Source organism: uncultured Methanospirillum sp., assembly GCF_963668415.2.
Lineage (GTDB): Archaea > Halobacteriota > Methanomicrobia > Methanomicrobiales > Methanospirillaceae > Methanospirillum.
Window position 1 is genome coordinate 1,085,310 of record NZ_CAXXDL010000001.1, and the last position, 23,806, is coordinate 1,109,115.

Consider the following 23,806-nt stretch of genomic DNA (forward strand, 5'->3'; position numbering starts at 1 on the left):
CGTATCACTAAATAATTGAATGACAGATCTTACCTGGCGATAATGGGCAGGCATCCGTTTAGGAATGGTCAGTGATTCTGAACCATATCTCTCTCCATACAATGGCATGTCATGGTATATGAGGAGTTTAACTCTTCGCAATGAACCTCTGTGCCTGCTCATGTATCGCCCTACTCTTTCGTTATTACGTTCTATGTAGCACCTTTTTTCAAGGGTACAGAACAGATTGAAAAGAGAAGAGAAACTCAAAATTGGCGAGCCATGGCAGTGAGCCTTTTTTCAGCAGCAGAAGGAACTTATACTGCTGAACACTGCACGGCAATGAGTGTTCTATTTACCTTTTCATACATCAGTATGATCAAATATAATATACGTATAACTTTTTAAGGTAATTCTTATTTTATCAACGCCGTCCTTGAAAAATTATCAAGAGATAACATGGCACCTAACACCGGAGGTAAGAGAGAAATATACTTAAAAAGAGAATTTTTTTCAAGCACTTGGTGATACGAAAAGGATTATTTTGAGGGAAAAAGGAGATCAATAATAATCTATTCGGAGGAAAGCACATTTTACCCTTCGATCAATACCTCATTTCGTGAGATCATCGTGTTTTTGTAATATACTTCTAGGAAGAACGTGTTCCCGGCGTTAGTAGATTGATTGAACCAATAAGGCTTGTATTTGGAATCAAGTAGATCATATTGAAGATATGAGAGATTATACTCGTTAGATTTGTTTGTAATATAACCCACTTCTCCAGGTCGCAAGGAGGTAATGTTGTCTGCCCAGGATGCTCCATCAGAGTTAGTAATGTACCTCTTTTCTATATGTGAGGAATATTGTGAAGCATTTCTCCCAAATGTCTCTGATGGGCGAACCATGAGTTTTACTGTTGATATTGGGAGAGGATCCCCACTTACGTGCCGGATCTCCATTCCATGAACAATACTATACGACATCTGAAGAGTCAAGGAAGGAGCCTTGGATTCGGTCTCCATAAGACCGCCTGCATAACTATTCACAATCGCCGCAATGATCAAAGTCAAGGTCAGCATGAGAAGGACGCCGATCACCGGGGATACTGCCTCTTCTCTCAAATTATGTCTCCGCTGTTATTTCTTTATCAGCAATAATTGAGCCGCTTGGAACATGGACCAATTGAATTCTAATTGGAGTGCCATCAGTGATTTCTTCCCAGTAGGGGGATAAAACAGCATTCATTGCCCCTGATACGGTGGCATTGACATTGAGTCGTGTACCTGCTAGCAAAGTAAAATTCCCAAAGTTTGAAGATCCGGTTGCTTTATCTGTGACACCAGATCCAAAGCCTCGGGGATACGTATCTGATCCAACATTCCCGGAGTTTGGCGTAATAGTACATCTATTAACTTGATTACTCTGGTTTCGCCATTCGGTCTGCAGTTTCAGATCCTTGGTTGGGATTCCCTCACTCACCGAAATAATCCAGATATCAAGGAAACTGTTACTTTTAATGATTACATCATGCACCATCGAAGCCTCGAAGAGGAGTTGAGGAGGCTTTGATTGGCTCTTCGCGATCCCACCGGTAAAACCGCTGATGATCGCAGCCAGAATGAGGGTTACGGTCAGCATCAGCATGATCCCTACAACCGGAGAGACTGCAGGTTCAGTTTTTATTGGTGGTACTCTTCCCTTCTGATGAAACGACCCTGATGAACCTCTGATTAGGCAGGATGGAGGAAGATCCATACTATACCTTTCATTCTAAACTACTTCAAAATATGTAATATATATTTTCAATTTGTGTTACTATATTACTTTTAAAAATATTATAGTATATTTTTAAGATACAAATTTGTTATTAAATACACAAACTTACAATAAATTTTGATAATAGATCAAATGTATGAAAAATATTAGATATCGTGTGAACACATTCTCTATCTGCATGCTGAAAAATTTTCTGATTGTACTGGTATGCCTCTTCTCCATTCTTGGAGTGGCATCTGTCTCAGCTCACGAAAGCTGGGCAATTCCTGAAAGCTCATGGGTGAACGTCAATGATACGGCCTATTTCTTTGTCGGGAGTAGCCATCTCTTTGGTACCAGCGAAGAAGTTCCGGCAGGATACATCACGCTGGATCTCATGCATCAGGATGGATCTGCTGACAAGCAGGTCTCCGACGATGTCAACAAGACACAGGACTGTAAAACCATGGGATACTATAAGGTCTTTGAGTTCCCGATCAACAAACCGGGTCTGAATGTCCTTGATCTCTATCATACAGAAGGCATCTGGACCCATGTTGTCACCAATCCTCCAGATATCGAGGGTGGGGAATGGATCAACAAGCCGATCGAGGAGATCAATTTTGATACCATGAACAAGACCGGATGGGCTGACAACTGGTACATCGAGCGATCATACCCGAAGTACGTCTACTCCAAGACCTTTGTTGCAGGTCCGGATGCTGACTTTTCTGGTGCAAACAAAGCATATGGACAGGAGTGGGAGATTGTGCCACTGAGCAACATCACAACTGCAGGAACCGGGCCATTCGAGGTTCAGGTTCTCTACAAGAACAAACCGTTTGAAGGGGCAGCAGTGAAGGCAGCAAAGGCAGCAAAGGCAGGAACTCCTGAGAGCGAGATCGCGATCAACGAGACCTCAAATGCCGAAGGAAAAGTCTCTCTGAATCTTGATTCCCCGGGGAAATGGGTTATAAAATCAGATACCGGAACCGATTCACGGATCACCACACTGAAGGATGAACCCAGGGGAGCAAAATCGACTGAGAAGAGTATTGTCGGGCCTGTTTACCGGTATGCCCTTGTCCTCAGTGATGATTATTTCAAACCTTCTGAATAATTGAGACCTGAATATACTCTGTACCTTCACAGAGTTCTGGTTTATCAACTACTTTTTTTGGCTTATCATCAATCTCATTATCTCATAAATGCCTTGTGAAATATAAATGGCACAGGATCGGATTGTCTGGTATTATGTGTTATTGAGTGTGAATAATAATAATAAAATTAATAATGGGGCTGAATCCTGAAACCTGCCACTGAACCACAAGACATGCCCATCCGGGTACTTCACATTGACGACAATGCCATGATCCTTGAGATCTCAAGGTTGTACCTGGCCAAGCTTGGATACTTTGAGATCACGACTGAAATAAACCCCAAAATTGCTGCAGAGATGGACCTTTCCCGGTTTGATGCGATCGTATCAGATTATGAGATGCCAGAAATGGACGGCCTCCAGTTGCTTGATGCGGTTCGATCCAAAGGGGTCCAGATCCCGTTTATTCTCCTAACCGGAAGAGGAAACGATACCGTGATGATCAGGGCGCTCAGTGCAGGAGCAGCCTCATATCTCCATAAAACAGCAAATCCACGGGCGATGTTTACCGAACTTGCAGCAGTGCTGCACAAAGAGATGGAACTGAAGAGCCGGGCTGTTTCTGTTTATCATCCATCTCCTGTTCAGAGGGATAATCATCTCTTTGATCACCTTCCAGAACCTGCGTTTGCAGTTAATAATGAGGGATCTGTGACTGCATGGAACCAGGCCGCTGTTCAGATGACTGGAAGATCTGCAGATACGATGATCGGTGTCGGCTGGGAACAGTGTTCTTTGGCATTTGGTGGAGAACAGAGGAAGATGGCGGTGCATGCACTTCTTTCAGGCGATGTCTCATCTCTTGACGGATATGAGATCACCCTTTCATCCAGCACGCTGATCATCGGTAAACGAACATCCCGGACAGAAGAAGGGGTTTTGAAGACGTACTGGGAGAAGAGTTCTCTCATCATAGGAACAGATGGAAGAGCGGATGGCGCTGTGGTGATCATCAGGGATCTCACCATGCGACGCTCGATCATCAACCAGAACAAGGTGATGCGGGAACAGCTCGCTGCCATAGCGGACTGCATGATCGAGTTTGGAGGAAGTTTCAAGACTAATATCAGGTCAGTCCTGACTACTGCCTGCAGGTTCTGCGGTGCTGCCATGGCAGGATATGTATCCAGCGGAAACACTCGTCCGGACTGTGTGTGTATCTACTGCTGTGATGAACACAAGGATGACAAGCAGGAGTTCAGATCCTGTATCACCGGAGATATTCACGAGAGAAGAGATCAGACAGCTCCCCGTTGGTACACAAGGGAGTACTCGGTAGGTTCAGAAGGATCTAGCAGGGTGATCCTCGCCTTCTTCGAGGATGAGGAGTCATCATTCTGCGACTCGTTTATCAGGCTCCTTATTGGTGCAATCAGTGCTGAGGAGCAAAGGCATACAGCAATTGAAGAGAAGAACCAAAGTGAGGAGCGATACCGGATGATCTTTGAGAATGCGCCGGTTGCTCTCTTTGAAGAAGATTACTCCGGAGTATACCGCAGGCTTATGAGTGATGATGATTGCGTGGCCTTCTCCCATAGCTGGGATGATCCTGCTGCGATCAACAGCCTGATGAATGAGGTTCATCTGACCAGTATGAACGAAGCTTCATGCAGACTGTCTCAAAGAGAAGATCTTTGAACGCGGATATGGGTCCCATACCGGACTTGGTCTCTTTCTCGTCCGTGAGATCCTTTCAATAACCGGGATATCGATCAGAGAGTGCGGAGAAGAAGGGAACGGGGCGAAGTTTTTCATCACAATTCCTTCTGACGCATGGAGAGATCTGAATACCCCTTCCTGATGAAAAAGAGTCAGTCAGACCAGAGTGATCGACTGCCGGTGCTGCTCAGATATCTTTCTTGCGAGATCAGGAATTGTTGTACTGATAACTGTTGAGTTCGCAGCATGATGGGCAGCTGCATCATCACTACCTGCTGCGATAACCTCTGTCTTCAGAGCATTCGAGAGATTGTCAACCGTCACCTCTTCGACCCAGGGATCAATGTCGCTGATGATGATCTGATCGACATATCTGTCCAGTTCACTGGCTATTGCCCAGGAGACGAACCTACCGCCAAGAAGGGCGACACGACCTCCGAGAAATCCTCCTTCAGCCATCGATACAAGATCCCGGACTGTCCTGTTCACTGAAACGCGTGAATAAATCGGCGTTGATGGAAGACAGGTCCAGTGTGCGTCCCCGAGTGTTGTATACCCGACCTTCTTTGGGTACACGTCTGACTGACCCACGACCTTTACCGCACGTGCAAGTGCTTCCAGCTCTCCTTTCTGCACAGGAACTTTAGTCCATCCTGCAGCAATCTCCTCTTTCATGATCTCAAGGATCCGAGGAAGTCCGAAGTTTCCTCTTCGTGCAGTACCGGGGGAATACCCGCACATGTATCCGTGATGATTTTTTGGAAACCCGGAGATTATCGCATTGATACCTGATCGAAGACCGATTCTGCACTCATCCTCATATGCCCCGTTGGTTGCCACGATCTTACCGGGTGCCAGGATACGTGCCATGGCAACAGCACGGGAAAAAGCATCAAGCCGGTTCTCTGCACTGTTAAACGGCCCGCCTTCGAGTACAAAAACATCTGCTCCGAGTTCAAGCCCGGCAGAGAAGCCATCGATGAGATCGGTGTACCCGTCTCCGATAAACATGATGGCTTCAACACCTTTACCATGCTGTTTAGCAAGTCTGGCTACATCCCTGGCCTCTTTCAGTGGGGCTGCATGACCCTCAGCCCCCTGGACACAGGTGACGTTCACCGCCACCGACGAGGAGAGGCGTATCCACTCTTCCTTGTCTGCAAGCCCGTCTGCTTCTTTATCCACAAGTCGCGAGTGGATCCTATCTCTGGGGCAGCCCCTGAACGGGGGACCCTGATTGTAACAGTCGCCTTTGCACCCGATGATCTCTTTTGAAAGCCTCATCGGACCGCTGGCTCCGAAGTGGTCGAGATCGAGAGGGACTTCTGTCATCTCCCTGACCTCCCTGAGCAGATCGACACCCCGCATTCCGTGAGCCTCTGCAATATCAGCAAACGCATATGCACAGACGTGAATTGAAGTTCCTATTGTATCCGCAAGCAGACAGTTACCAAGAATATCCTTCTTCTCGATATCGGATGCACAGGTTCCCACCATCACTTCAGTGAGATCACACCCCATCGGAAACCGTTTCAGGTTCATCCCGAGCTGCATCGCGTGTTCGCGATCGAGATCTGATACCGATTCTACTACTTTTTGTGGATCAAACTGCCTCTTTGAGAGTTCCCATGCACAGTCTAAATCACATGCTGCCTCGTGGATGATGTCCTGCATACCTAACTCCGGTGATTTGAGTATGAGAAGAGATGGGTCTGCAATCCATTTAAAATTTCATATTTCTTCTTACAAAAAGTAAAAAAAGTAAAATAGGATCTTACAGATCCATCCTATTATTCAGAAGCAGACCGTCTCTGATTGAGTTGCCTGAGAACCTCTGAGCTGATCGCTAGTGAGACCCGATCGAGCACCGGAGGGATGACCGGTTCCCAGTCCCTGATGAGTTTGCCGGTACCGACCAGAATGTGTTCTTTTATTCCGTTTTCCGTAAGGTAGGCAACAATCGGATTGGTCTGATCAGCATCCTCGATCCGTGAGACCATGACCGGGACATCACCCACCCCGAAGACACCCATGGTACTGATGGTGACTGCTCCGATCTGCTGGGCATATCTGATGATCTTTGTTGTCAACGGCAGGGTGTCGCCTCCTGCAATCTCGATACAGACCACATCCCCAGCTATCAGATCAGCCATGTTTGCATCGGCCACATACGAGGCGATCCCGGTGATCTCTTTAGAGAACCCTGCCGGAGCAAGGTTTTGAAAGAATTTTACTTTGTAATCACCGATACCGCCTCCCATCATTCTGAAGATCAGATCGTCAGCCGATATGGTCTGACCGTCCACAGCCACAATCCGGCGGGGACCTCCCCTGTGTGCCTGCATGAGTGTGAGGGCTGTCCGAAGTCCGAGTCTGCCAAGACCGATCAGTGTAACCTCTCCCCATGGGCATTTCTGCTTCTCAACCTCTTCAATTGGGAGTGTCTCACTCATAGTGACACCAGCCATCTGTTGCGATATCCTCTCTCATCAGTATACGCATAAGGGGGTATCGAACTGAGCGATATCGATCTTTGTTATAACGCATATGATCACACTTCTTATTACGAACATAAAATTTGTAGCATTGTAACAGTACACCGGCGCTCAATTCTCATGGGGTCAGGGCCATGGTAGCAGACCCAGAGGATTAAAATCCGTTCTTCAGGAGATGCTGAAAGAGGCGCAATGCTTCATTGACTCCGGCTTCCTGCCTGCGCATGATGAGCTCAGCATCAGAGGTTCTCAGATCTGCATGAACATCGGTGGTAGCGGTAATTGTCAGATCATTGGTGACAACTGCTATCCCCCCAGTTCCGATTCCGGCAGAGGTCCCGATTCCGATCTGTGATCTGGTCATTTTTTTTACAGTAGTTGCCATCTGGACAGCCATTGCAAGATCTCGTTTCTGATCATAGACCTTGATTCCTTCAGGAGCACATATCGGTTTCATCGGCTCGAACCTGAGTACAGACTCTACCCCTGAGATGGTGGGAATAAAAAGGCCGCAAACCAGAGAGACACGGGCCTTGTCGCGGTTGATCTCCCAGGGATATCCGAGTGGATACCCTCTGGCAAAGGCATGAACCTCACGTGCAACCTTTCCATGGGTGAAGCACTCTGCTGTGGCAACTGTGATCAGATCAGGCATCTTTTTCTCCATCTCATTTATCCTTCATAGTCAACCCAGGCCGTTGTACTATGGCCTGACTGAGCCAACTGAAGCCTCCGGAGATCATTCAATAACTTCTGATTTGATATGAATAAAACATTTATCAGTAATACTAAATCCCATCCAGATAATCACTATGGAATGAAACCAGTACTTGCCGCTCTTCTTGGGAGCCCGCTTCCAGAAGGCAACACAGCCATTCTTCTTGACAAAGCTATGGCAGGAGCCCGTGATGCAGGTTGTGATCTTCGTAAAATTGATGTCCCTGAACTCGGGTTCACTCCATGCCGGGAGTTTTACTTCTGTAAGGATCATGACCAATGCATGATGGACGATGACATGAACGAGATGTACGCCTTGTTCAAAGAGATCGACGGCCTTATCATCGCAACTCCGGTGATGACCATGGGGGTGCCCGGTGCCCTGAAGGCGTTCATGGATCGATTCCAGGTCTTCTTCTGTGCCAAGTACATCCGTAAGAACCGGCTTGTGTCAGCGGAAAAGAGAAGACACCGGAGAACATTGCTTATCTCGATATCAGGGCTGAACCTTCCACATACCTTTGACGGGGTCAGGCTCTCGGCAGAGTCATTCTGCGATATCATCGACTGCAAGCTTTCAGACGAACTCTATGTCAGGGACATGGACAACAAAAAAGACCTTCTACTCTATCCAGAACTCCTGCAGGAAGCTTACCAGAAAGGAAAAGCTCTAGGTACTGCTGCTGTTACAGCACTCGGATCAGATCAGGAGATGTAGCCGGTCTCCCAGGAGACAGAACTTTTTTCCCGGTCCAATGTTGTGGACAGGTATGAGACTGGGCGATAATGATCAGAGTATACGCCGAACGGCACTCCTGTATCTTTGACTGTCACCTCCACACCAAGGCCTGAAAGTACCTCCCCGAGTCTGAAGAGGCCTGGAAGTTCTGTAGCATGATGTGATGCATCGATAAGCACAAGATCTGATTGCTTTGCCAGGATTGCACCTGGATGAGTGAGATCCCCGGACAGGTAGAGATCAATTCCCCGGTGTTGTGCCATCCTGATGAGATCCTGGTTAAGGCCGAACCCTGATACCAGACCTACGGTAAAGATCAGCCGATCCTCAGAGTAGTTCACTGTTCTGACCGACCCGATCTTCAGAGCTCTCATGACATACCTGACAAACCGCGAGAGGAGGATCGGTCCGCTTTCAATCTCCCCGATTCTTCCCAGTCCTGTTGCTGGGTCAAGCACATCAGTACATGAGATCTTCATACAGTCTGCAAGTGCATCACACGCTCCGCCATACAGAAGATCCCAGTTCGAATGGATGACATAGGCAGGAATCAGAGGAGGTACACGTGGCGGGTGATGAAGGACGATAAGATCGTACCCGGTATAATCGAGGCCTTCTTCAGGGTAATAATCCATGAGGAGAAGAATCCGTAATATCTCAAGATCTCCTGGATCTTTCTTCCCGATGTATCCAACCCGGTCTGTGGGGAGAGCTAATTTGAGTGGAATCTTCTCTTCAATCCTGTAGAATAACTCTTTGCCATTCATGGCCTGAACTCAGAGAAATCTGTGATCGTGGATGAGAGTGCTGATACATGGGTCTGTATCACCTCATCAGGGTTCACCGGCATGAGGGACGAGACGATCAGGGCAGATCTCTGTAGTTTTTTTCTAAACTCCTCGTAATTCTGCTCTTTAAAGAGCAGGCGTTCAAAATGCTCCCATGAGCCTGTGCTGTACAGCACCCCTTCGAGCCGTGTGGCATCCTCCATTGAACGTCTCATGATCTCAACCATGAGTGTCATGGTTCCAGAGGTCTTGGTACTGAGTCCGCCGGTGCAGAGAACTCCTTTCCGTTCTGATGCCATGCTGCCTATGAGTTTGTAACACTGATTGGCCTGCAGGATGACCGCATCGCTCCCATCAGAGCAGGGATCCTCAGCAACAAAGATCGGTGGCGTCTCAAACCTTCTGAGCATGAGAGGATCTATTCCACCAAGCCCGGTTGTGTCCATGATGAGGTCCCACCCTCCAGTCGGCAGATCATCGATAGAGGTTGTATATGCAACACCTGGATCAAGCAGGTTCTTCACGAGCGGGAACTGGTCGAGCACTGTTACAGAAGCGGTTCTGGCCAGGGTGTTTGCAAGCCTTGCGCCGGTGAGATATGCACCGCAGATCAGACAGGCCTTTGGCATCGGCCCAGTACTCTCCAGCCATTTCAAAACTGCCAGGGCCTTTTTCAGTGTTATCTGATCAAGCAGATCCTGAAGCAGATATTGCGAGAAGAAGGTCTTCACCGTCGGGGTTATGCCATCTTCATACCGGAACGGGTCGATCACTCGCTCTTCCCCCTTGACCTGGTGAACCCGATCCTCTCCAGAGCTGCAGTCATCTCGTCCCGGACAGCTTCTGAAACCGGCTTTCCATGGACGATATGGGGCGGCGAGAGGGAAGCCGTAAGAATTCTCCCTTTCTTATCGAGAATCACCAGTATCGAACCCGAACCAGGGATACCAAGCCTCCCCCGTGCAATAACCAGGTCGCATGAACAGATATCAAGGGCCATGATAGCCTTGGTCATCGCCGGCATCCTGCTCAGATCGCAGGCGTCTGTATGGATCTGCAGATGTTTCGCCTGTGAGAGCCCGAACTCTTCGAGCACTTCGTTGATGGCAACAACCTTTTCCTCATTGTGGTTCGGGATGACGATCTCTTCAGCGTCCCTGATGTACCTGCGAATCTCCCGACACTCGTTCTTTGTATCCCCGGTTCTGACACCGGTTACAGACTCGTAGTAGGCATTCTCAACTATCTGTTCCAGTTCCATGGCATCACCAAATCAACGAACCTCTTCCCTCATACTCCTGGGACAAGAGGTTTGGCAGATACAACCGGGACAGTCAGATGCCGCAGTTCTGGTGTCAGATCCATCTCCCTGATCACTCTGACCACCTCGTTCAGTGTTCCAAATGCCGGAGAGCCAACCCCCTTGATATCAAGGGGATACGAGTCAGGAATCACTGTCGCCACATTATCTGCACCGGCAAGGAGTGAGTATTTCACATTTTCAGGCCCGATCGTCGGTGTGGGCACGGTGATTCTGATCTCAGGATACATAATCCGCGTGATTGCGATCGTCTTCATCTGTTCATCAAGACTGCAGGGAGGATGATCCTGCATCGGAGTTCCCCGGTACGGATTAAATCCCATGATCGGGATCTCTCCGAGGGTTTTAAACCGGCGGAGAAACTTCAGGTGTGCAACACGGTTCTCATAAGACTCTCCAAGACCTACCAGAAGACCTGACGAGAGCTCAACGCCCTGATCAGATATCATCTCGCACGATCTGACCCGGTCCTCAAACCTCTCTCCGGGTTTTACTGCATGAAAGAGTACTTCATTCACCGTCTCAAGATTGCAGCAGACTGTATCGGTCCCGTATCCCAAAATGTGGGAGAGTGAATCCCTGCTCAGATCAGCACCGACATTGACTAGAAGCTCAAGTGATGTGTTCTCTTTCACAATCCTGGCTGCATCAACAGCCTGCCTGCCCTGATACCCATGGGCTCCGGAGCAACTGACCCGTGGAATTCCTGACTCCTCAATCTTTTTTGCAGCCTCAAGGATCTCTGACTCTGATTTGTAAAACGGGTGAAAATAGCCTTCGGCAGAAGTACCTGCTGCAAACCCGCAGTATCCACACTTGGGTGTTACCTGACAGATGTTTGTGAGATGCACGGTGGAGGTGAGTTTTACAGTTCTGCTCTGGTCTCTTCGAACTTCGAATGCAGTCTCCATGAGTTCATTAAACTCATCCCGGTTTTTGATCCTGAATAACCTGAGAGTCTCTTCATCGTCAGGCCGGTGTCCGTCAAGAATATTTTTCATAAGATTTCTTATCAACATAACACCTTGTAAGCAAACTATCATTTGTATCTTTAAGATTAATACATAGCCATTTGGTCCCCCCATCCATTTCACCAGTAACCGTATTGATACATAAAGAGAAGCCAATTTTTTATATTACATCTCAGTTAGCCCAATTGATGATTTTTTGCGGTAGAAACAAATAGATAGTGCTTTAAGCAATGGCGCTGAGTCAATATTACTACAGAGTTTTTTGGTAATACTTTGTAAAAGTATATCCAATTAATTCGAATGTAGTACTATCCAGTGAAGGTATCAATTATGAAAGTTGCAATACTTGGAGCGGGATGTTACCGGACACATGCCGCAGCGGGAATCACGAACTTTTCACGAGCCTGTGCAGTCGCTGAGAAGGTAAAGAAGCCAGAGATAGCGATGACCCACTCGACCATCATCATGGGGGCCGAACTTCGCGAACTGGCAGGAATCAAGGATATTGTCGTATCAGATCCGATCTTTGACAACCAGTTTACCGTCATTGACGACTTCGCATACGAGGATGTGATAGCCGCACACAAGACCAATCCTGAAAGTATCATGCCAAAGATCAGGGAGAAGGTAAAAGAGGTCGCCAAGGATCTTCCAAAACCACCAAAAGGTGCAATTCACTTCACCCACCCGGAAAAAGTCGGTCTGAAGGTTACAACCGATGACAAGGAAGCAGTGGCCGATGCTGACTGGATCATCACCTGGCTGCCAAAAGGCGACATGCAGAAAGGTATCATCGAGAAGTTTGCAGGCGATATCAAGGAGGGCGCCATCATCACCCATGCATGCACCATCCCTACCACCAAGTTCTACACCATCTTTGAAGAACTAAACATTGCAAAGAAGGTCAATGTCTCGTCTTACCATCCAGGCGCAGTTCCTGAGATGAAAGGACAGGCATTCATCTCAGAGGGATATGCAAATGAAGAGACGATCAAGAAGCTCTATGAGATCGGAGCCCTTGCACGTGGAGAGGCGTTTAAGCTTCCCGCAGAACTTCTCGGACCGGTATGCGATATGTGTGCAGCCCTTACCGCTGTGACCTATGCAGGATTGCTCACCTACCGTGAGTCTGTCATGAACGTTCTTGGAGCTCCGGCCAGTTTCACCCAGATGATGGCAAAGGAGTCACTTGAGCAGGTGACTGCACTCATGAACAAAGTCGGGATTAAAAATCTCGAAGAACATCTTGACCCCGGTGTATTCCTCGGTACTGCAGACTCCATGAACTTTGGAGCCGTTGGTGAGATCCTGCCAACCGTTCTTCAGGCTCTCGAGAAGAGGAAGAACAAAGCATGTACTCCTGATGGAATGTGTAAGTAACGCCATCAATCAGATGAACTCTCGCGAAGAGGCCAGAACATCAAGGTCACAGGAGATCTTTTCTCATAATCTCCTGTTCATGACATGATACCAGATGAGAATTAAGGTTTGTAATGTTCTTTCCTGAAACAGTCATCACCGGATGTGGAAATCCGCTCTATGCAGATGATGGATTCGGGCCTGCAGTAATACAGAGCCTGAAGAAGTGTTCTCTCCCGGCAGGGGTAAAGGCGGTGGATGCCGGAACCGGTGGAAATGAGTTCGTCTTCTCACTGCTTGATCCCATGATAACCCGCCGCCTTATTGTGGTTGATGCAGCAGATTTCGGGGCAAAACCCGGCACACTCACGTTGATCAGCATATCTGATCTTCCTGCCGGAAGAATAACGGATCATCGGCCCGGAGGAGTGGCTGAAACCCTGATCATGATGAAGGATGTAATAGAGATTCTTCTGCTCTGGTGTCAGCCAGGGCTGGTGACATATCCGGATATGCATATCGGACTCTCGCCTGAGGTCAGGGCAGCAATTCCCCTTGCATGCCAGGCGATCTCGGAGATGTCGAGTGGTTCACAACCCTGGTCGATCATCTTTGGTCAGGAGATGATGAACGATTATACTGACTCGCTCCTGTTACCGGTTAATTCAGTTAGGTGGAAACAATTTCTGTTCTTTCCCTGTTCTGCCGGATGTAACTCTCAGGGCAGATAGGCAGAGATCTTATCAGGACAATTTTTTGCTCTCGTGTTACCCAATGAGATTTCGTAATACTTTTGCTCACTGAATGTACATAGTACACAAGCGGCCGTCATACTATCTGAGGTGAGGTCCGCAAACAGGAGATATAATGGACGATTCCTTCCATCCCCAGTGCCGTATTGTCCCGATACGGATGCTTCATCCCGATCATGCCGGACCTTTTATTGAGGGCCTCTCCAGAATTCAGGGGGTCAGACGGATGCTGGTTCACGGCCCGGCGTTTGCCTCTGACCATCCCGGAAAGACTGTTCATTCATGTGAGATCCAACCGCCTGAGTTCACCGGCGTTGCGATAGGAGATCAGATCGTGGATATGCATGTTCTTATGGCAGACCTGACTGTTGAAGCCATCAACGAAGAGACGATTGATCGGATTGGTATCTACTGTGAGGAGTTCTTCACTGATCTCCCGTATCAGATCCTCGTCGGGAAGTTCCTCAAGACAAAACCCTCACTCTCTGATTATATCAGGGACGGTCAGGATCCCGAGAGACTGCTCCTTGGCCTGACCGACTCACACGAGAGGATTGAGACCGCGTATCTTTCAGGCGATCCCATAGGATCATAATTTTTCCGTGATTCGGGCCATATATCAAGCCAACCCATGATTTTTTCCAGTTCAATATGAGAAACTATTCATACCAATTATGATTAATGTAGTATTTGTACTACTGCAAAGGAATTACATCACTCAGGGCGGAAGTACAACAGCATTGGGATGTGCATAATTCTTAAACCACAGGTATGAGCAACTGGAACATGCATCTTTGCAGGAATCCCCCCTGTTTCTTCTATAATGAGTTTGACTCATTCGATTTTCGTCTGCAGTGATATTTTATATATCAGATCATACATGACTTTTGTGTTACTATTTGTATAAAACGTAATATTCATCATCAGAGCAGATCAAGTAATACGTATGAAAAAGATCGAGGCAGTGATTAAACCAGATCGGCTTCCGGTTGTCCTTGACAAGATAAGCAAGATAGAACATGGTTCAATCAGTTATTATGATACCTGGTACAGGCGGATATCTGGAGATTTTACCGAAAACCTGAACCAGGAACGAAATGCTCATGGATTTTTTTACAAGACGAAAGTGGAGATGACTGTGGATGATGAACAGGTTGATCTGGCAATACATGCTCTTTGTGAAGGGGGATACAACGGTGGAGGATGTGACGGACGAATATTTGTCATGCCAGTTGAACAGAGTCTTCGGATCAAGAGTCCTGAAAGCAGTGACTTTCATCTGTAACATGGTGTCGATACATACATTGACACATGATCTACTCATCGTCAGGATCTGATCAAATTATCTTTTTTGATCCCAGCTGTAAGCAGATGATAAAACATTATATTCGAGGGCAATGAGTGCATGAACCGTTCTGATACCAATACAATATACTGCCTTTCTGCATATCTTCTGACAACGATCTGGCTGAGCACTCTTGTAGCAGCAGGGGTATTTGCACATGCCAATGGCCTTCCCTGGATCTCGTTACCCGTTTCTGATTTTAAGAACCGAAGGATCAATCTGACTCTTCCTCTCCAGCGAATTGTTATTCTCGACTCGTCGTCGCAGATTATCATGGCTGCATATGCTCTGAAGATCCTTCCCCTTCTGGCAGGAGTTGATGAGGATTCAGCAAAAAATGATAATTTCTTTCCTGTAGGGCCGTTGTGCCCGGTTGTGGGGCCACCTGATGATCCTGATATTGCGTTGATATCCAGGCTCGATCCCGATCTTGTCCTTGTCGGAAACCTCAGTGACGAGATCATCTCAAAGATGGAACAGGCACATCTTTGTGTCGCATCGGTGTCAGTATTTCCAAACCAGAGTGATGGGTGTGAGGTCGTAGATATCAGTCAGATGCTGGATAGTGTTCTGGGAGAACTACAGACAATTCCTGAGCGGTTTGACTGGATTGTATGATACCCAGAGGTGTTGACAAATTCCCTTATCCTGGAGACAGAATCGGAGCGAATGCATATATCCCTCTTCCTTTTGACGGGTGGCAGACAAAGATGCAGATATCTTCGTTCTGGGATCAGGCTGCTCCCGGGTATTCGTTGCATATGCGGCAATTTTATGAGAATGAGAAAGATACGTCAATTGTCAAATGGAAACTCCTTTTCCATGATCTGATTGGCACCCGTTCTATTGCAGTGCTGGATGCCGGCTGTGGTCCCGGGCTCTTCTCGGTCATGCTCTGTGAGATGGGTCACATCGTAACCGGGATAGATCTCTCTCATCCTATGATCGCTGCAGCACGTGAGTTTGCAGCAGAAAAGAATGCCAGACCTACGCTGAAACGAGGAGATCTTGAACTCCTTCTTTTTGATGATGACTCGTTTGATCTTGTGCTCTGTTGTGATGTGCTCTGGTCGGTGCTGCACCCACAGCGTGTGGTTCATGAGTTCAGGCGTGTACTTCGTCCGGGTGGCAGAGTGATCCTGATCGATAGAGTGCCCAGGTTTCCAGGTTTAGGGAGATTTAATACATCCCACTTCTTCACATCCAGGGGTTTATCAGAGATAGGACCTTGTGTCAGTCCAGGAGTTTCCCTATCTGAGTGGAATAATATTAACTCCTTCAGGTCTTCTTCACTTCAACGACTTGAGTCTGGTTTGAATATGCTTGAAGAGGCCGGGTTTACCCGGATAACCCAGAATACAGGTGTCCGGATCCCTTCTTTCGGTTTTGATTCCTGGTTCGGTGATATCTTTTCCAGGAATATTCTGGTGACCGGATTACATCCCTAGTATGCTGGTCAGATCCATCAATTCCGGAGAATTGCATATGTTTCACGAGATCTGCAGAGTCCCAGGAGTCTTATGTGAGTCACCCTCTAGTGAGAGTCGAAAAAAGGTATCCCAGTATTATCGGGAATTTACAGATTCATCATTCATGGTCGTCATCTTCATCGTCATCATGCTCATGTGAATGAGGTCTTCCTCCATGACTATGTTCATGAATATGCCTGTTGAGAACAATTTTTTGAGTGTTCTGATTTACTTCGTCATCTGTTTCGTTACAACCTAGATGGGTAGCAGTTGGTTTGTGATCGGCTCCTCTGTCAGTCATTGATAGATCAGTAACATATTTTGCAAATATTGTATGAATATGTATCGTACATACACCAGAATATTCCACCCAATACATTCATACGAGATCGCTACAATGCAGTTTCATTCAGGGTTTCATAACCAGATCGCGAATAAGTATTCTCATTTTAAGGAAATTATCTCCCACCAGGATTCATAAAATAATTATTAATATTCACACTCCGTATGATATTCATGGAAAAATTACATGGACTTGAAGAGGCGCAGTCATATCTTGACCAGATGCAGAAGGTCTGTAACCAGCCTGATGAGTTTGATTCCAGTATTCATGCATTCTATAGAGCAACACAGGCTATTCTTGAGGAGATTAGTCAGGAGGTTGAGACCAAACCGTGGCGCATCTGGTATAAAAATTCCCTGGAAACTTCACCGGTATTTGCATTCTTTGCAGATGAGAGGAACCTGGCATATCATGTCACGACGCAGATGGTTCCTTCACAAGCCAATGGGGAAGAACCTAACCGTAACACTGCAACAGATTCGCCATCTGGTATCTCAAGTTTCATTATCTGGATCAAACAACTACTCTCACCCGACGAGACCAGTCAGCCAGATCGGAATACACAACCACCAGAAAGAGAGATGAATAGTTTCTATTTTGATACCTGGCCAGGCAAAGAACGGGCACTCAGTATATGCCGAAGGTACCTGTATGAAATAAATCAGATTGTGCAGGAAGGCCAGAATCTGGCGTACATATCCTGATCTGTTCGTATGAAAGAAAGGGTACGGATCTGTTCCCAGGGATTGGGACAAGAACGAGTCTGGACAGGGGAACAACCGATATATTTGATGTTCGTTCCCTGAACATGTCCACTCAATTTTTTCCGCCCGGCATGATGTTGATATCATTACCTCAACCAAACTTCGGAGTTAGAAATGAAAGATTGTTTCCTTATGGTCTATTAGCACTCCAGACTTTGGTCCGTTAGGCGTTAAGGTCTTCTCCAATTGTCACACCTCTGTGGATCTACTATGAAACCAGCGATGGCAGAACCCCCGGAGAACGATACTACCTGTAATGAGGCATCCGATGCAGAAGGAAAAGTATCACTGAATCTTGATTCTCCAGGAGAGTGGATCAATCAGGTACTGAAACCGATGCATGAATTATCACCCATAAATATGAGAGCCATGGATTGGCAGCAGCAGAAAAAAGTAATATTGAGTGGGTGTGCCCGGTGATCAGTGATGAGTATATCAGATAAGGAGAGGATTAATTTTGTTTTTAATTCTCATTCAAATCACCTGCCTCATGAGCAGATATTACAAATTTTTGGAGTCATGAGTATGAGTCATGAGTATACATGGTTCTCCCTTATTCTGGACACCTTTCCTGATACAACAGGTAGATCTTCGTACAGAACGAAGAAAGAGAATTCTTCATTATCCCCCAGACTACGTCATCAGATATTGTGCGATACGCATGAGTGAGACGAGTTCTGAAGGATATGATGCGAGGCGCCTCTGGAAATAAATTTTTTTCTTCTGGAAAATTCAAGAGCAATTGGTTAAACGCTTCACCGATGAGGATAAATTGGCGTTCCCTGCTGATTTTCGCATAGGATCAGATATGTATGAATCACGATCACAACCGGATGTAAAGGTATGAATATACTCACATGATTGTTTGAGATCAAAGAGATAGACCTTGATATCAGGTGAATGCATACAGAGATTCCTGTGCTCCTATAAATGATTCTCGCAGGTGTGGATTTGTGACCGCACTCATCTCAATCAGATCTATGGGCCGACTCAACAGATCTTCAAGTTCTTCAAGAATGCTACGTAGTGTTCTGCATGATCGGAAGGGCTCATCGATTGAAATTCAATAATAAAATCGATATCACTCGTATTGGGATCCCAGGTGCAGGAGATGGATGATCCGGTAAGACAGAGGGACCGTACCTGGTGCTTTGCACAAATCCGCTCGATCTTTTTTTTCTTATCAAGAATAAGCTGGATCATACTCTTCTTTTAGCGGCAGTATCTGAAAATAATTCCTTTGTTTCTCACCTATGCAGGAGATCTATAATCGTGTATCCGTATCGCCAATTATATCGTTATAAAAAATCAGTCTTCTGTTGAAGATATTGGAGAGGAGGTTTGGGAGTTGAGAATTCTGTATTCCCCAGACTGTTACATGCTGGAAAGTTCTGAACTGATCTGTGTTTTTCTGACAGGTTCTTCCCATGTATGAAACCCCCTCTCACATTTCCTACTAATATGGGCCTTCTCCTTCAGGACCCATATCTTCCGGTGCTGGTGCCGAAGTTGGTGTGATAACCGGACCGATATCAGTTGTCTTCACGGTATAATCTACCCTGGCAAATTCACCTTCAATACTCATATAGTGCCTTCCGGTCCGGTAGATTGTCATCTCCTGAGTCTCCTGGTTTGGAAATCCCCGGTTGTATCCACCTTCAGCAATAACCTGTTGCCAGGGATCAAAGATCGTGATCTTTACCCAGACATCCCGAGGTGATGTGACATTTGGATGTACTGTGTATGTGATAGAGAACGGACCGCTTGTGATGTTGAGTTCTTTTCCAACTGCAAACCCAGCAAGGCCGACTGAACCTGAGTATGAAGTATTGAGTATCTGACGAGTATTCTGGTTGGACTGGTCCCGGTTGATGGAAGTGTGATTGATTGGGGGTTCCCAGGCAGGTAAGACCGCATAGGGATCCCAATCAGTGATATTCGATCTCACCGGAGTTGGTTCAGGCGTTGGGGTGATGATCGGAGTGATAGGTTCTGGAGATATCTCACCAGGTTCTGAACTTGTATTCGGAGTTATTATGGCTGGATCATCGGATGAGTTCACGGGATCTGAATTGGCTGTACAACCACACAGAAAGACTCCAAGAATCATGATGGTCAGACAATATATGAAATGGGGTATTGAGATATTCGTAGTTTTGTTCATTTTTTCATCAAATGCTCCAATCCCGGTATTTTTTCGTTATATACATAGAGTTCAATCTCTAAACATGGTCATTGACCTTGTTTATCCGGATATTTTGCATGGACTTTGGCAAGGAGATCATTCATTGAGCCTCCCCAGGATGAGACCTCGTCGGATGTGATGATATCAACACTTCCTCCCTGGAAATCCCCTTCACCAACCTGCTCTTCCATCCAGGATTCAACCTGCAGATAATTATTCTTCAAATCTTCGAGCACTTTAGGATCTGCATTCCATAGTCCACGTTGCTCTGCTTCGAGGAGACGCCTGGCAATCTCTTCCAGAGCGTATGGATTATTTTCTTCAAAAAACTGGCGCATTTCATCATTATTGACAAATGTTTCGGCAATATCGTCAAAGATCCAGTCATCTACTTCCTGAGTAGAAGCTTCCCATCCATACACACGGGTTATCCGCTTCATCATGTCGGAAGCACCTTTGTACCCGTGTTCTTTCATCCCGTCTATCCACTTTGGATTGAGCAGTTTTGTTCGGACAACCCTTCTTATCTCATCACTCAAATCCCGAACTCCGACTGATTCGGGCTCTCTGGTATCACCATAATAAGGCTTGACTTCATGAGCCGAATAATGCCTTGCTGCTGCCGTCATCCCCCCATGGGTTCCAAAATAACAACAGCAGCCGAGTAGATCGTACTCATCAGACTGAACTTTGTTAAACGTCACTGAAACGGTTGACAAATTCGCAGCGAGTTCAAGATGTGCATCTTTCCCTTTGATATCTTTTCCATATGCATACCCATTCCATGCAACGTAGATATCTGCAAGGTCTGCCTCTGTTTTCCATGCACTGGCTAAAACCGCAAGATTAACACCGTTTCCATATGTTTTAGGACGGGATGAGAAGATTCTCAGCGTAGCATCCCGAAGAGTAAACCCCTCCTCATCGATCAACTTTGCTGTATGTTTTTTGATGAAGTTCTGTTCTGGCGGTTCGTCAAGCGAGGCAACTGCCATCACCGCCTCATCGACAAGTTCGTAACAGTTACTGAAATTGTCTCTCAGTATTCCAGAGGTTCGAACAGTAATATCGATCCTCGGTCTTTTCAGTTCTTCAAGAGGAACAATAGTAAACGAGGTTACCTGCCCGCCCGGACTCCATACTGGTTTCACTCCGAGAAGCCAGAGAAGTTCGGCATACATCTCCCCATCTGCTGACATGATATCACTGGCCATCCAGTAAAAGGCAACATTTTCAGGAACAGATCCCTCTTCTTCCAGATGTTTTTGAATCACTGCGTCGGCGAGTCGCTGTCCTACCCTCCATGCAGCCAGGGTCGGAACACGATGAGGGTCAAGCGAGTAGAAGTTTCTACCGGTTGGAAGAACATCCTCATGACCACGGGAGATGAGACCTGAAGGACCTGGAGAGATATACCCTCCCTTAAATCCGTGTAAAAGTGCGTTGATCTCGTCCGATGCCCCTATCCGTGAATGAATGTCCAATATTCTGGATTGTATGGATACTAGATCGTGTATCTGATCAGTATTCAGAGGAAGGCCGAATAGAGTATCATACTCTGGTATATGGGGGTTAGAAATTACCTCTGAAATGAACTTTTTTGTGATCGACTCCAGGCTTTCAAGCACTGCACCATATGATTTCTGATCCCGATCAGACCAGGTTTGAGGATTAGTCAGGAGCTCGGTGAGTTCATAACCGCATATTTTTGCGATAATCCTTCGTGGGGAAGGATCTCCTGAATCAAACCTGATAATTGAATTGATAAATTCTATCTCTTTCTCACCGCTAGGAACTTCTCCGAATATGTGCATACCACTCTGGATCTGAGTGTTTCTAATTCTGGAGAGTGATTCATGTGCTTTTGACACAAGTTCCTCAAGCGGCGTTTCATGAGTGATATGCATATCCTTGTCAAGATTGGCAGATGTCACTGCATCCCTTATGAGGTGCTGGAGTGCATGTGCCCGGGCTGGATCTGTACGGGCAGTTTCATACTGAGAAAGAAGATTATCAATCTCTTCCAGCTCTTCATAAAGACCGCTCTGGGTCATCACAGTCTGCATGTGATCAACAAGAGTGGCATATGTCCTCCTTTTAGCGATTGTTCCCTCCGGAGGATTATCTGAATTGTAGATATACAGATGTGGAACAGTTCCGATAGCAATATCCGGGAAGCATTCCTGAGAAAGACCAACCCCCTTTCCTGGAAGAAACTCCATATTTCCATGAGTTCCGACGTGAACAATGACATCAGCACCGAAAATATGAGTCAGATAATAGTACGTTGCCAGATACTGATGTGGTGGCGGACAGTCTGGATTATGAAGAATCTTACAGACTTCACCATCACATCGTGCTCCATAACATCCACGTTTGGGTTGAACGCTTACGGTAGCATTCCCATATTGAACACCAGTGATGAGGAGTCTGCCTTCAAATGACATACTCAGCCCAGGTGGTTCTTGCCATGTTGCATTAACCTTTTCCTGTATTGAGTCTGGAAGTTCATTGAAATATTGGAGATATGTCTCCATGTCCATGAGAGAGAGCGTCCCTCCTTTTGCGATAATATCCTGAACTGTTGTCCACCTGAACTCAGAGATTGCTTTTCTTTCTAATATTGTGGTAATGAGTTCTTTTCCATCTGCAGGAGGTTGTATTGAATATCCTGCTGATTTCATGGAGTTCAGAATTCTGGCTACACTTTCGAGCGAGTCGAGATGAGAAGCTGCTCCAATATTTGCCTCAACACTGGCGCAGGGGTTATTATTAAGGATAAAGGCAACTTTTCGTTCGTGTACCGGTTTATTTGCCAGATTGATCCAGTTCTTTACCCGTTCTGCTATTTTATCAGATCTGTCACGTGCCGGTTGTGATGAGAATTCATCAGATGAACTCTGTGAGCGTGCTCCGATGAATATTGGCTCAATCTCTCCTTCAAACTCCGGCATTGCGACTCCCCAGGCGACATCAGATGTTAGCCCGGCAGACTCCTCCCATTGCTCAAGTGTTAGGTACGTGGAGATGATGGGATGAAATACTGGAATATTGAGTTTTTTATAAAGATCTACTCCAGAATAGATCTCCATATGTGCAAATTCAGGATCATCAATAGGCCCGATAGGTGTCATTATGAGTTTGACAATTGCTGATACCACCGGTTTTGAACCATCCATGAAGTACTGTCTTATAACTTCGGCTATCCCGATAGATCCAAGATCCTGATCGATAACTCCATGAGAAAAAGCAGCAATGACGTTTAATCCCTTCCGTTCAAGGCTCCTAATTAAGGTGTCCTCTATTCCTGTGTTATGAGTTGTCCATGATAACCGGGAAAAAAGAACTCCAACCCATGGATACATGAGGTCATTTACCTTGTACCAGGATATATAGTGGGCTAATGAATCAAACGACTTCCCAGCATCTGGGTGATATATACCCTGAAAAGGAACAGGCGTTGCCCCATCATATGTGATCTTTTCATGAAATATTTCGCATTTTATATATTTGATGAGGTTGAGAAAGTTCTCTTCACCTCCATACATGATATATTTCTGGCAAGTTGTGATGATGGTTGGATCAACTGATGAGAAGGCCCAGTATGATGGATCGTCTCCAACGGTGATGAGAGGAACACTTTTCCCAATCTCTTTGAGTCGTGGTTTTATCTCCTCCCAAAATGGCTCGGAATGCAGATAGAGAAGTATAAGATCTGCAGTTTTCATCTCATCCAGAATTAGGGGTATTTTATTAGGATTATCAGCAACTATCCTGTTTTGATAAAAAGTAAGATCAATATCTGCTTTATCTGCCGCACGTCGAAGAATTCTCCCCAGGTTTCCACCCATTATCGAAATTATTTTCATATTATCACAATTAGACAAGCCCAGAACCAGAAAAACTACCACACTCAAATGGTCGGGTTATACTGATATCAGTGCTACATATTTTTGAATATTGTTATTCCGTGTGCTAGATTATCAATTAGATCAATTTAATATAA

The 23,806-nt window shown here is 46.2% G+C and carries 24 protein-coding genes; 11 read left to right on the forward strand and 13 right to left on the reverse strand.

The genetic code is table 11. From position 1 onward, the window contains the following. Positions 1-572 precede the first annotated feature (572 nt). Both ACHZA2_RS04990 and ACHZA2_RS04995 read right to left on the reverse strand, forming a co-directional pair. Entirely contained in the window at positions 573-1,100 is a 528-nt protein-coding gene (locus ACHZA2_RS04990; RefSeq protein ID WP_319578783.1) for a type IV pilin N-terminal domain-containing protein, read from the reverse strand. A gap of 1 nt (position 1,101) precedes the next feature. Next, the gene (locus ACHZA2_RS04995; protein WP_319578784.1) at positions 1,102-1,734 is read right to left on the reverse strand and encodes a type IV pilin N-terminal domain-containing protein; all 633 of its coding nucleotides are present in this window, start codon (positions 1,732-1,734) and stop codon (positions 1,102-1,104) included. Between the two features lie 199 nt (positions 1,735-1,933). On the opposite strand from ACHZA2_RS04995, the gene ACHZA2_RS05000 reads away from it, so the two are divergent. Continuing rightward, positions 1,934-2,854, forward strand: coding sequence for a DUF4198 domain-containing protein (locus tag ACHZA2_RS05000; protein ID WP_319578785.1), 921 nt, complete (start codon positions 1,934-1,936; stop codon positions 2,852-2,854). A 213-nt stretch (positions 2,855-3,067) separates the two neighbouring features. After that, positions 3,068-4,531, forward strand: a complete 1,464-nt coding sequence (locus ACHZA2_RS05005; protein ID WP_319578786.1) for a response regulator — start codon at positions 3,068-3,070, stop codon at positions 4,529-4,531. A 177-nt stretch (positions 4,532-4,708) separates the two neighbouring features. On the opposite strand, the gene hmdC is transcribed toward ACHZA2_RS05005, so the two are convergent. From hmdC to ACHZA2_RS05020, 3 genes are all read right to left on the reverse strand, one after another. Further along, positions 4,709-6,226: a 5,10-methenyltetrahydromethanopterin hydrogenase cofactor biosynthesis protein HmdC gene (gene hmdC / locus ACHZA2_RS05010; RefSeq protein WP_319578787.1), complete on the reverse strand. Its 1,518-nt coding sequence runs from the start codon at positions 6,224-6,226 to the stop codon at positions 4,709-4,711. A 116-nt stretch (positions 6,227-6,342) separates the two neighbouring features. Then, positions 6,343-7,020 carry a hypothetical protein gene (locus tag ACHZA2_RS05015; protein WP_319578788.1) on the reverse strand — a complete coding sequence of 226 codons (678 nt, stop codon included), beginning with the start codon at positions 7,018-7,020 and terminating at the stop codon, positions 6,343-6,345. A gap of 181 nt (positions 7,021-7,201) precedes the next feature. Next, on the reverse strand, positions 7,202-7,714 hold the full coding sequence (locus tag ACHZA2_RS05020) for a UPF0254 family protein (RefSeq protein ID WP_319578789.1): 513 nt from the start codon (positions 7,712-7,714) through the stop codon (positions 7,202-7,204). A 150-nt stretch (positions 7,715-7,864) separates the two neighbouring features. Between ACHZA2_RS05020 and ACHZA2_RS05025 the strand changes: the two genes are divergently transcribed. Continuing rightward, on the forward strand, positions 7,865-8,482 hold the full coding sequence (locus ACHZA2_RS05025) for a flavodoxin family protein (protein ID WP_319578790.1): 618 nt from the start codon (positions 7,865-7,867) through the stop codon (positions 8,480-8,482). Here ACHZA2_RS05025 and ACHZA2_RS05030 read toward each other — a convergent pair. The 4 genes from ACHZA2_RS05030 to hmdB are packed head-to-tail and all read right to left on the reverse strand — an operon-like array spanning position 8,470 to position 11,631. Further along, positions 8,470-9,270, reverse strand: coding sequence for a Nif3-like dinuclear metal center hexameric protein (locus tag ACHZA2_RS05030; protein WP_319578791.1), 801 nt, complete (start codon positions 9,268-9,270; stop codon positions 8,470-8,472). The two genes, ACHZA2_RS05025 and ACHZA2_RS05030, sit on opposite strands and share 13 nt — an antisense overlap. Next, positions 9,267-10,064, reverse strand: coding sequence for an SAM-dependent methyltransferase HcgC family protein (locus ACHZA2_RS05035; protein ID WP_319578792.1), 798 nt, complete (start codon positions 10,062-10,064; stop codon positions 9,267-9,269). Before ACHZA2_RS05035 ends, ACHZA2_RS05030 begins: the two co-directional genes overlap by 4 nt. Next, positions 10,061-10,552 (reverse strand): DUF3236 domain-containing protein, encoded by a 492-nt coding sequence (locus ACHZA2_RS05040; RefSeq protein WP_319578793.1) that lies wholly within the window; start codon positions 10,550-10,552, stop codon positions 10,061-10,063. The genes ACHZA2_RS05035 and ACHZA2_RS05040 overlap by 4 nt, the downstream gene beginning before the upstream one ends. 29 nt (positions 10,553-10,581) lie before the next feature. Then, positions 10,582-11,631, reverse strand: a complete 1,050-nt coding sequence (hmdB, locus tag ACHZA2_RS05045) for a 5,10-methenyltetrahydromethanopterin hydrogenase cofactor biosynthesis protein HmdB (protein ID WP_319578794.1) — start codon at positions 11,629-11,631, stop codon at positions 10,582-10,584. Between the two features lie 282 nt (positions 11,632-11,913). On the opposite strand from hmdB, the gene hmd reads away from it, so the two are divergent. The 8 genes from hmd (at position 11,914) to ACHZA2_RS05085 (ending at position 18,035) form a co-directional block, all read left to right on the forward strand. After that, on the forward strand, positions 11,914-12,963 hold the full coding sequence (gene hmd, locus ACHZA2_RS05050) for a 5,10-methenyltetrahydromethanopterin hydrogenase (RefSeq protein WP_319578795.1): 1,050 nt from the start codon (positions 11,914-11,916) through the stop codon (positions 12,961-12,963). 113 nt (positions 12,964-13,076) lie between these two features. Beyond that, positions 13,077-13,673 carry a coenzyme F420-reducing hydrogenase, FrhD protein gene (gene frhD / locus ACHZA2_RS05055; protein ID WP_319578796.1) on the forward strand — a complete coding sequence of 199 codons (597 nt, stop codon included), beginning with the start codon at positions 13,077-13,079 and terminating at the stop codon, positions 13,671-13,673. 136 nt (positions 13,674-13,809) lie between these two features. Further along, on the forward strand, positions 13,810-14,289 hold the full coding sequence (locus tag ACHZA2_RS05060) for a methyl-coenzyme M reductase operon protein D (RefSeq protein WP_319578797.1): 480 nt from the start codon (positions 13,810-13,812) through the stop codon (positions 14,287-14,289). A 351-nt stretch (positions 14,290-14,640) separates the two neighbouring features. Next, complete coding sequence (locus ACHZA2_RS05065) at positions 14,641-14,979, forward strand: P-II family nitrogen regulator (protein WP_319578798.1); 339 nt, start codon at positions 14,641-14,643, stop codon at positions 14,977-14,979. A 120-nt stretch (positions 14,980-15,099) separates the two neighbouring features. Beyond that, positions 15,100-15,657, forward strand: a complete 558-nt coding sequence (locus tag ACHZA2_RS05070; protein WP_319578799.1) for a hypothetical protein — start codon at positions 15,100-15,102, stop codon at positions 15,655-15,657. Continuing rightward, positions 15,654-16,487 carry a class I SAM-dependent methyltransferase gene (locus ACHZA2_RS05075; protein WP_319578800.1) on the forward strand — a complete coding sequence of 278 codons (834 nt, stop codon included), beginning with the start codon at positions 15,654-15,656 and terminating at the stop codon, positions 16,485-16,487. The genes ACHZA2_RS05070 and ACHZA2_RS05075 overlap by 4 nt, the downstream gene beginning before the upstream one ends. A 537-nt stretch (positions 16,488-17,024) precedes the next feature. Continuing rightward, positions 17,025-17,555, forward strand: a complete 531-nt coding sequence (locus ACHZA2_RS05080; protein WP_319578802.1) for a hypothetical protein — start codon at positions 17,025-17,027, stop codon at positions 17,553-17,555. Between the two features lie 270 nt (positions 17,556-17,825). Continuing rightward, entirely contained in the window at positions 17,826-18,035 is a 210-nt protein-coding gene (locus tag ACHZA2_RS05085) for a hypothetical protein (protein WP_319578803.1), read from the forward strand. 133 nt (positions 18,036-18,168) lie between these two features. On the opposite strand, the gene ACHZA2_RS05090 is transcribed toward ACHZA2_RS05085, so the two are convergent. The 4 genes from ACHZA2_RS05090 to cobN all read right to left on the reverse strand — a co-directional run bounded on the left by ACHZA2_RS05090 (position 18,169) and on the right by cobN (position 23,669). Beyond that, positions 18,169-18,405 carry a DUF86 domain-containing protein gene (locus ACHZA2_RS05090; protein WP_394698637.1) on the reverse strand — a complete coding sequence of 79 codons (237 nt, stop codon included), beginning with the start codon at positions 18,403-18,405 and terminating at the stop codon, positions 18,169-18,171. 200 nt (positions 18,406-18,605) lie between these two features. Next, entirely contained in the window at positions 18,606-18,818 is a 213-nt protein-coding gene (locus ACHZA2_RS05095; protein WP_319578804.1) for a nucleotidyltransferase domain-containing protein, read from the reverse strand. Between the two features lie 253 nt (positions 18,819-19,071). Next, positions 19,072-19,677: a hypothetical protein gene (locus ACHZA2_RS05100; RefSeq protein ID WP_394698494.1), complete on the reverse strand. Its 606-nt coding sequence runs from the start codon at positions 19,675-19,677 to the stop codon at positions 19,072-19,074. Between the two features lie 170 nt (positions 19,678-19,847). After that, entirely contained in the window at positions 19,848-23,669 is a 3,822-nt protein-coding gene (gene cobN / locus ACHZA2_RS05105; RefSeq protein ID WP_319578806.1) for a cobaltochelatase subunit CobN, read from the reverse strand. Positions 23,670-23,806 lie beyond the last annotated feature (137 nt).

What these genes read in the sequence shown, in the direction of transcription:
- hmdB (WP_319578794.1), bottom strand. Translation starts at nt 11,631, where the DNA reads ATGTTGATAAGAAATCTTATGAAAAATATTCTTGACGGACACCGGCCT.
- ACHZA2_RS05060 (WP_319578797.1), top strand. Translation starts at nt 13,810, where the DNA reads ATGGACGATTCCTTCCATCCCCAGTGCCGTATTGTCCCGATACGGATG.
- ACHZA2_RS05085 (WP_319578803.1), top strand. Translation starts at nt 17,826, where the DNA reads ATGAAACCAGCGATGGCAGAACCCCCGGAGAACGATACTACCTGTAAT.
- ACHZA2_RS05075 (WP_319578800.1), top strand. Translation starts at nt 15,654, where the DNA reads ATGATACCCAGAGGTGTTGACAAATTCCCTTATCCTGGAGACAGAATC.
- ACHZA2_RS05070 (WP_319578799.1), top strand. Translation starts at nt 15,100, where the DNA reads ATGAACCGTTCTGATACCAATACAATATACTGCCTTTCTGCATATCTT.
- ACHZA2_RS05065 (WP_319578798.1), top strand. Translation starts at nt 14,641, where the DNA reads ATGAAAAAGATCGAGGCAGTGATTAAACCAGATCGGCTTCCGGTTGTC.
- ACHZA2_RS05015 (WP_319578788.1), bottom strand. Translation starts at nt 7,020, where the DNA reads ATGGCTGGTGTCACTATGAGTGAGACACTCCCAATTGAAGAGGTTGAG.
- frhD (WP_319578796.1), top strand. Translation starts at nt 13,077, where the DNA reads ATGTTCTTTCCTGAAACAGTCATCACCGGATGTGGAAATCCGCTCTAT.
- ACHZA2_RS05030 (WP_319578791.1), bottom strand. Translation starts at nt 9,270, where the DNA reads ATGAATGGCAAAGAGTTATTCTACAGGATTGAAGAGAAGATTCCACTC.
- ACHZA2_RS05080 (WP_319578802.1), top strand. Translation starts at nt 17,025, where the DNA reads ATGGAAAAATTACATGGACTTGAAGAGGCGCAGTCATATCTTGACCAG.
- ACHZA2_RS05005 (WP_319578786.1), top strand. Translation starts at nt 3,068, where the DNA reads ATGCCCATCCGGGTACTTCACATTGACGACAATGCCATGATCCTTGAG.
- ACHZA2_RS05025 (WP_319578790.1), top strand. Translation starts at nt 7,865, where the DNA reads ATGAAACCAGTACTTGCCGCTCTTCTTGGGAGCCCGCTTCCAGAAGGC.
- hmdC (WP_319578787.1), bottom strand. Translation starts at nt 6,226, where the DNA reads ATGCAGGACATCATCCACGAGGCAGCATGTGATTTAGACTGTGCATGG.
- ACHZA2_RS05095 (WP_319578804.1), bottom strand. Translation starts at nt 18,818, where the DNA reads ATGATCCAGCTTATTCTTGATAAGAAAAAAAAGATCGAGCGGATTTGT.
- cobN (WP_319578806.1), bottom strand. Translation starts at nt 23,669, where the DNA reads ATGAAAATAATTTCGATAATGGGTGGAAACCTGGGGAGAATTCTTCGA.
- ACHZA2_RS05000 (WP_319578785.1), top strand. Translation starts at nt 1,934, where the DNA reads ATGCTGAAAAATTTTCTGATTGTACTGGTATGCCTCTTCTCCATTCTT.
- ACHZA2_RS05020 (WP_319578789.1), bottom strand. Translation starts at nt 7,714, where the DNA reads ATGGAGAAAAAGATGCCTGATCTGATCACAGTTGCCACAGCAGAGTGC.
- ACHZA2_RS05040 (WP_319578793.1), bottom strand. Translation starts at nt 10,552, where the DNA reads ATGGAACTGGAACAGATAGTTGAGAATGCCTACTACGAGTCTGTAACC.
- hmd (WP_319578795.1), top strand. Translation starts at nt 11,914, where the DNA reads ATGAAAGTTGCAATACTTGGAGCGGGATGTTACCGGACACATGCCGCA.
- ACHZA2_RS04995 (WP_319578784.1), bottom strand. Translation starts at nt 1,734, where the DNA reads ATGGATCTTCCTCCATCCTGCCTAATCAGAGGTTCATCAGGGTCGTTT.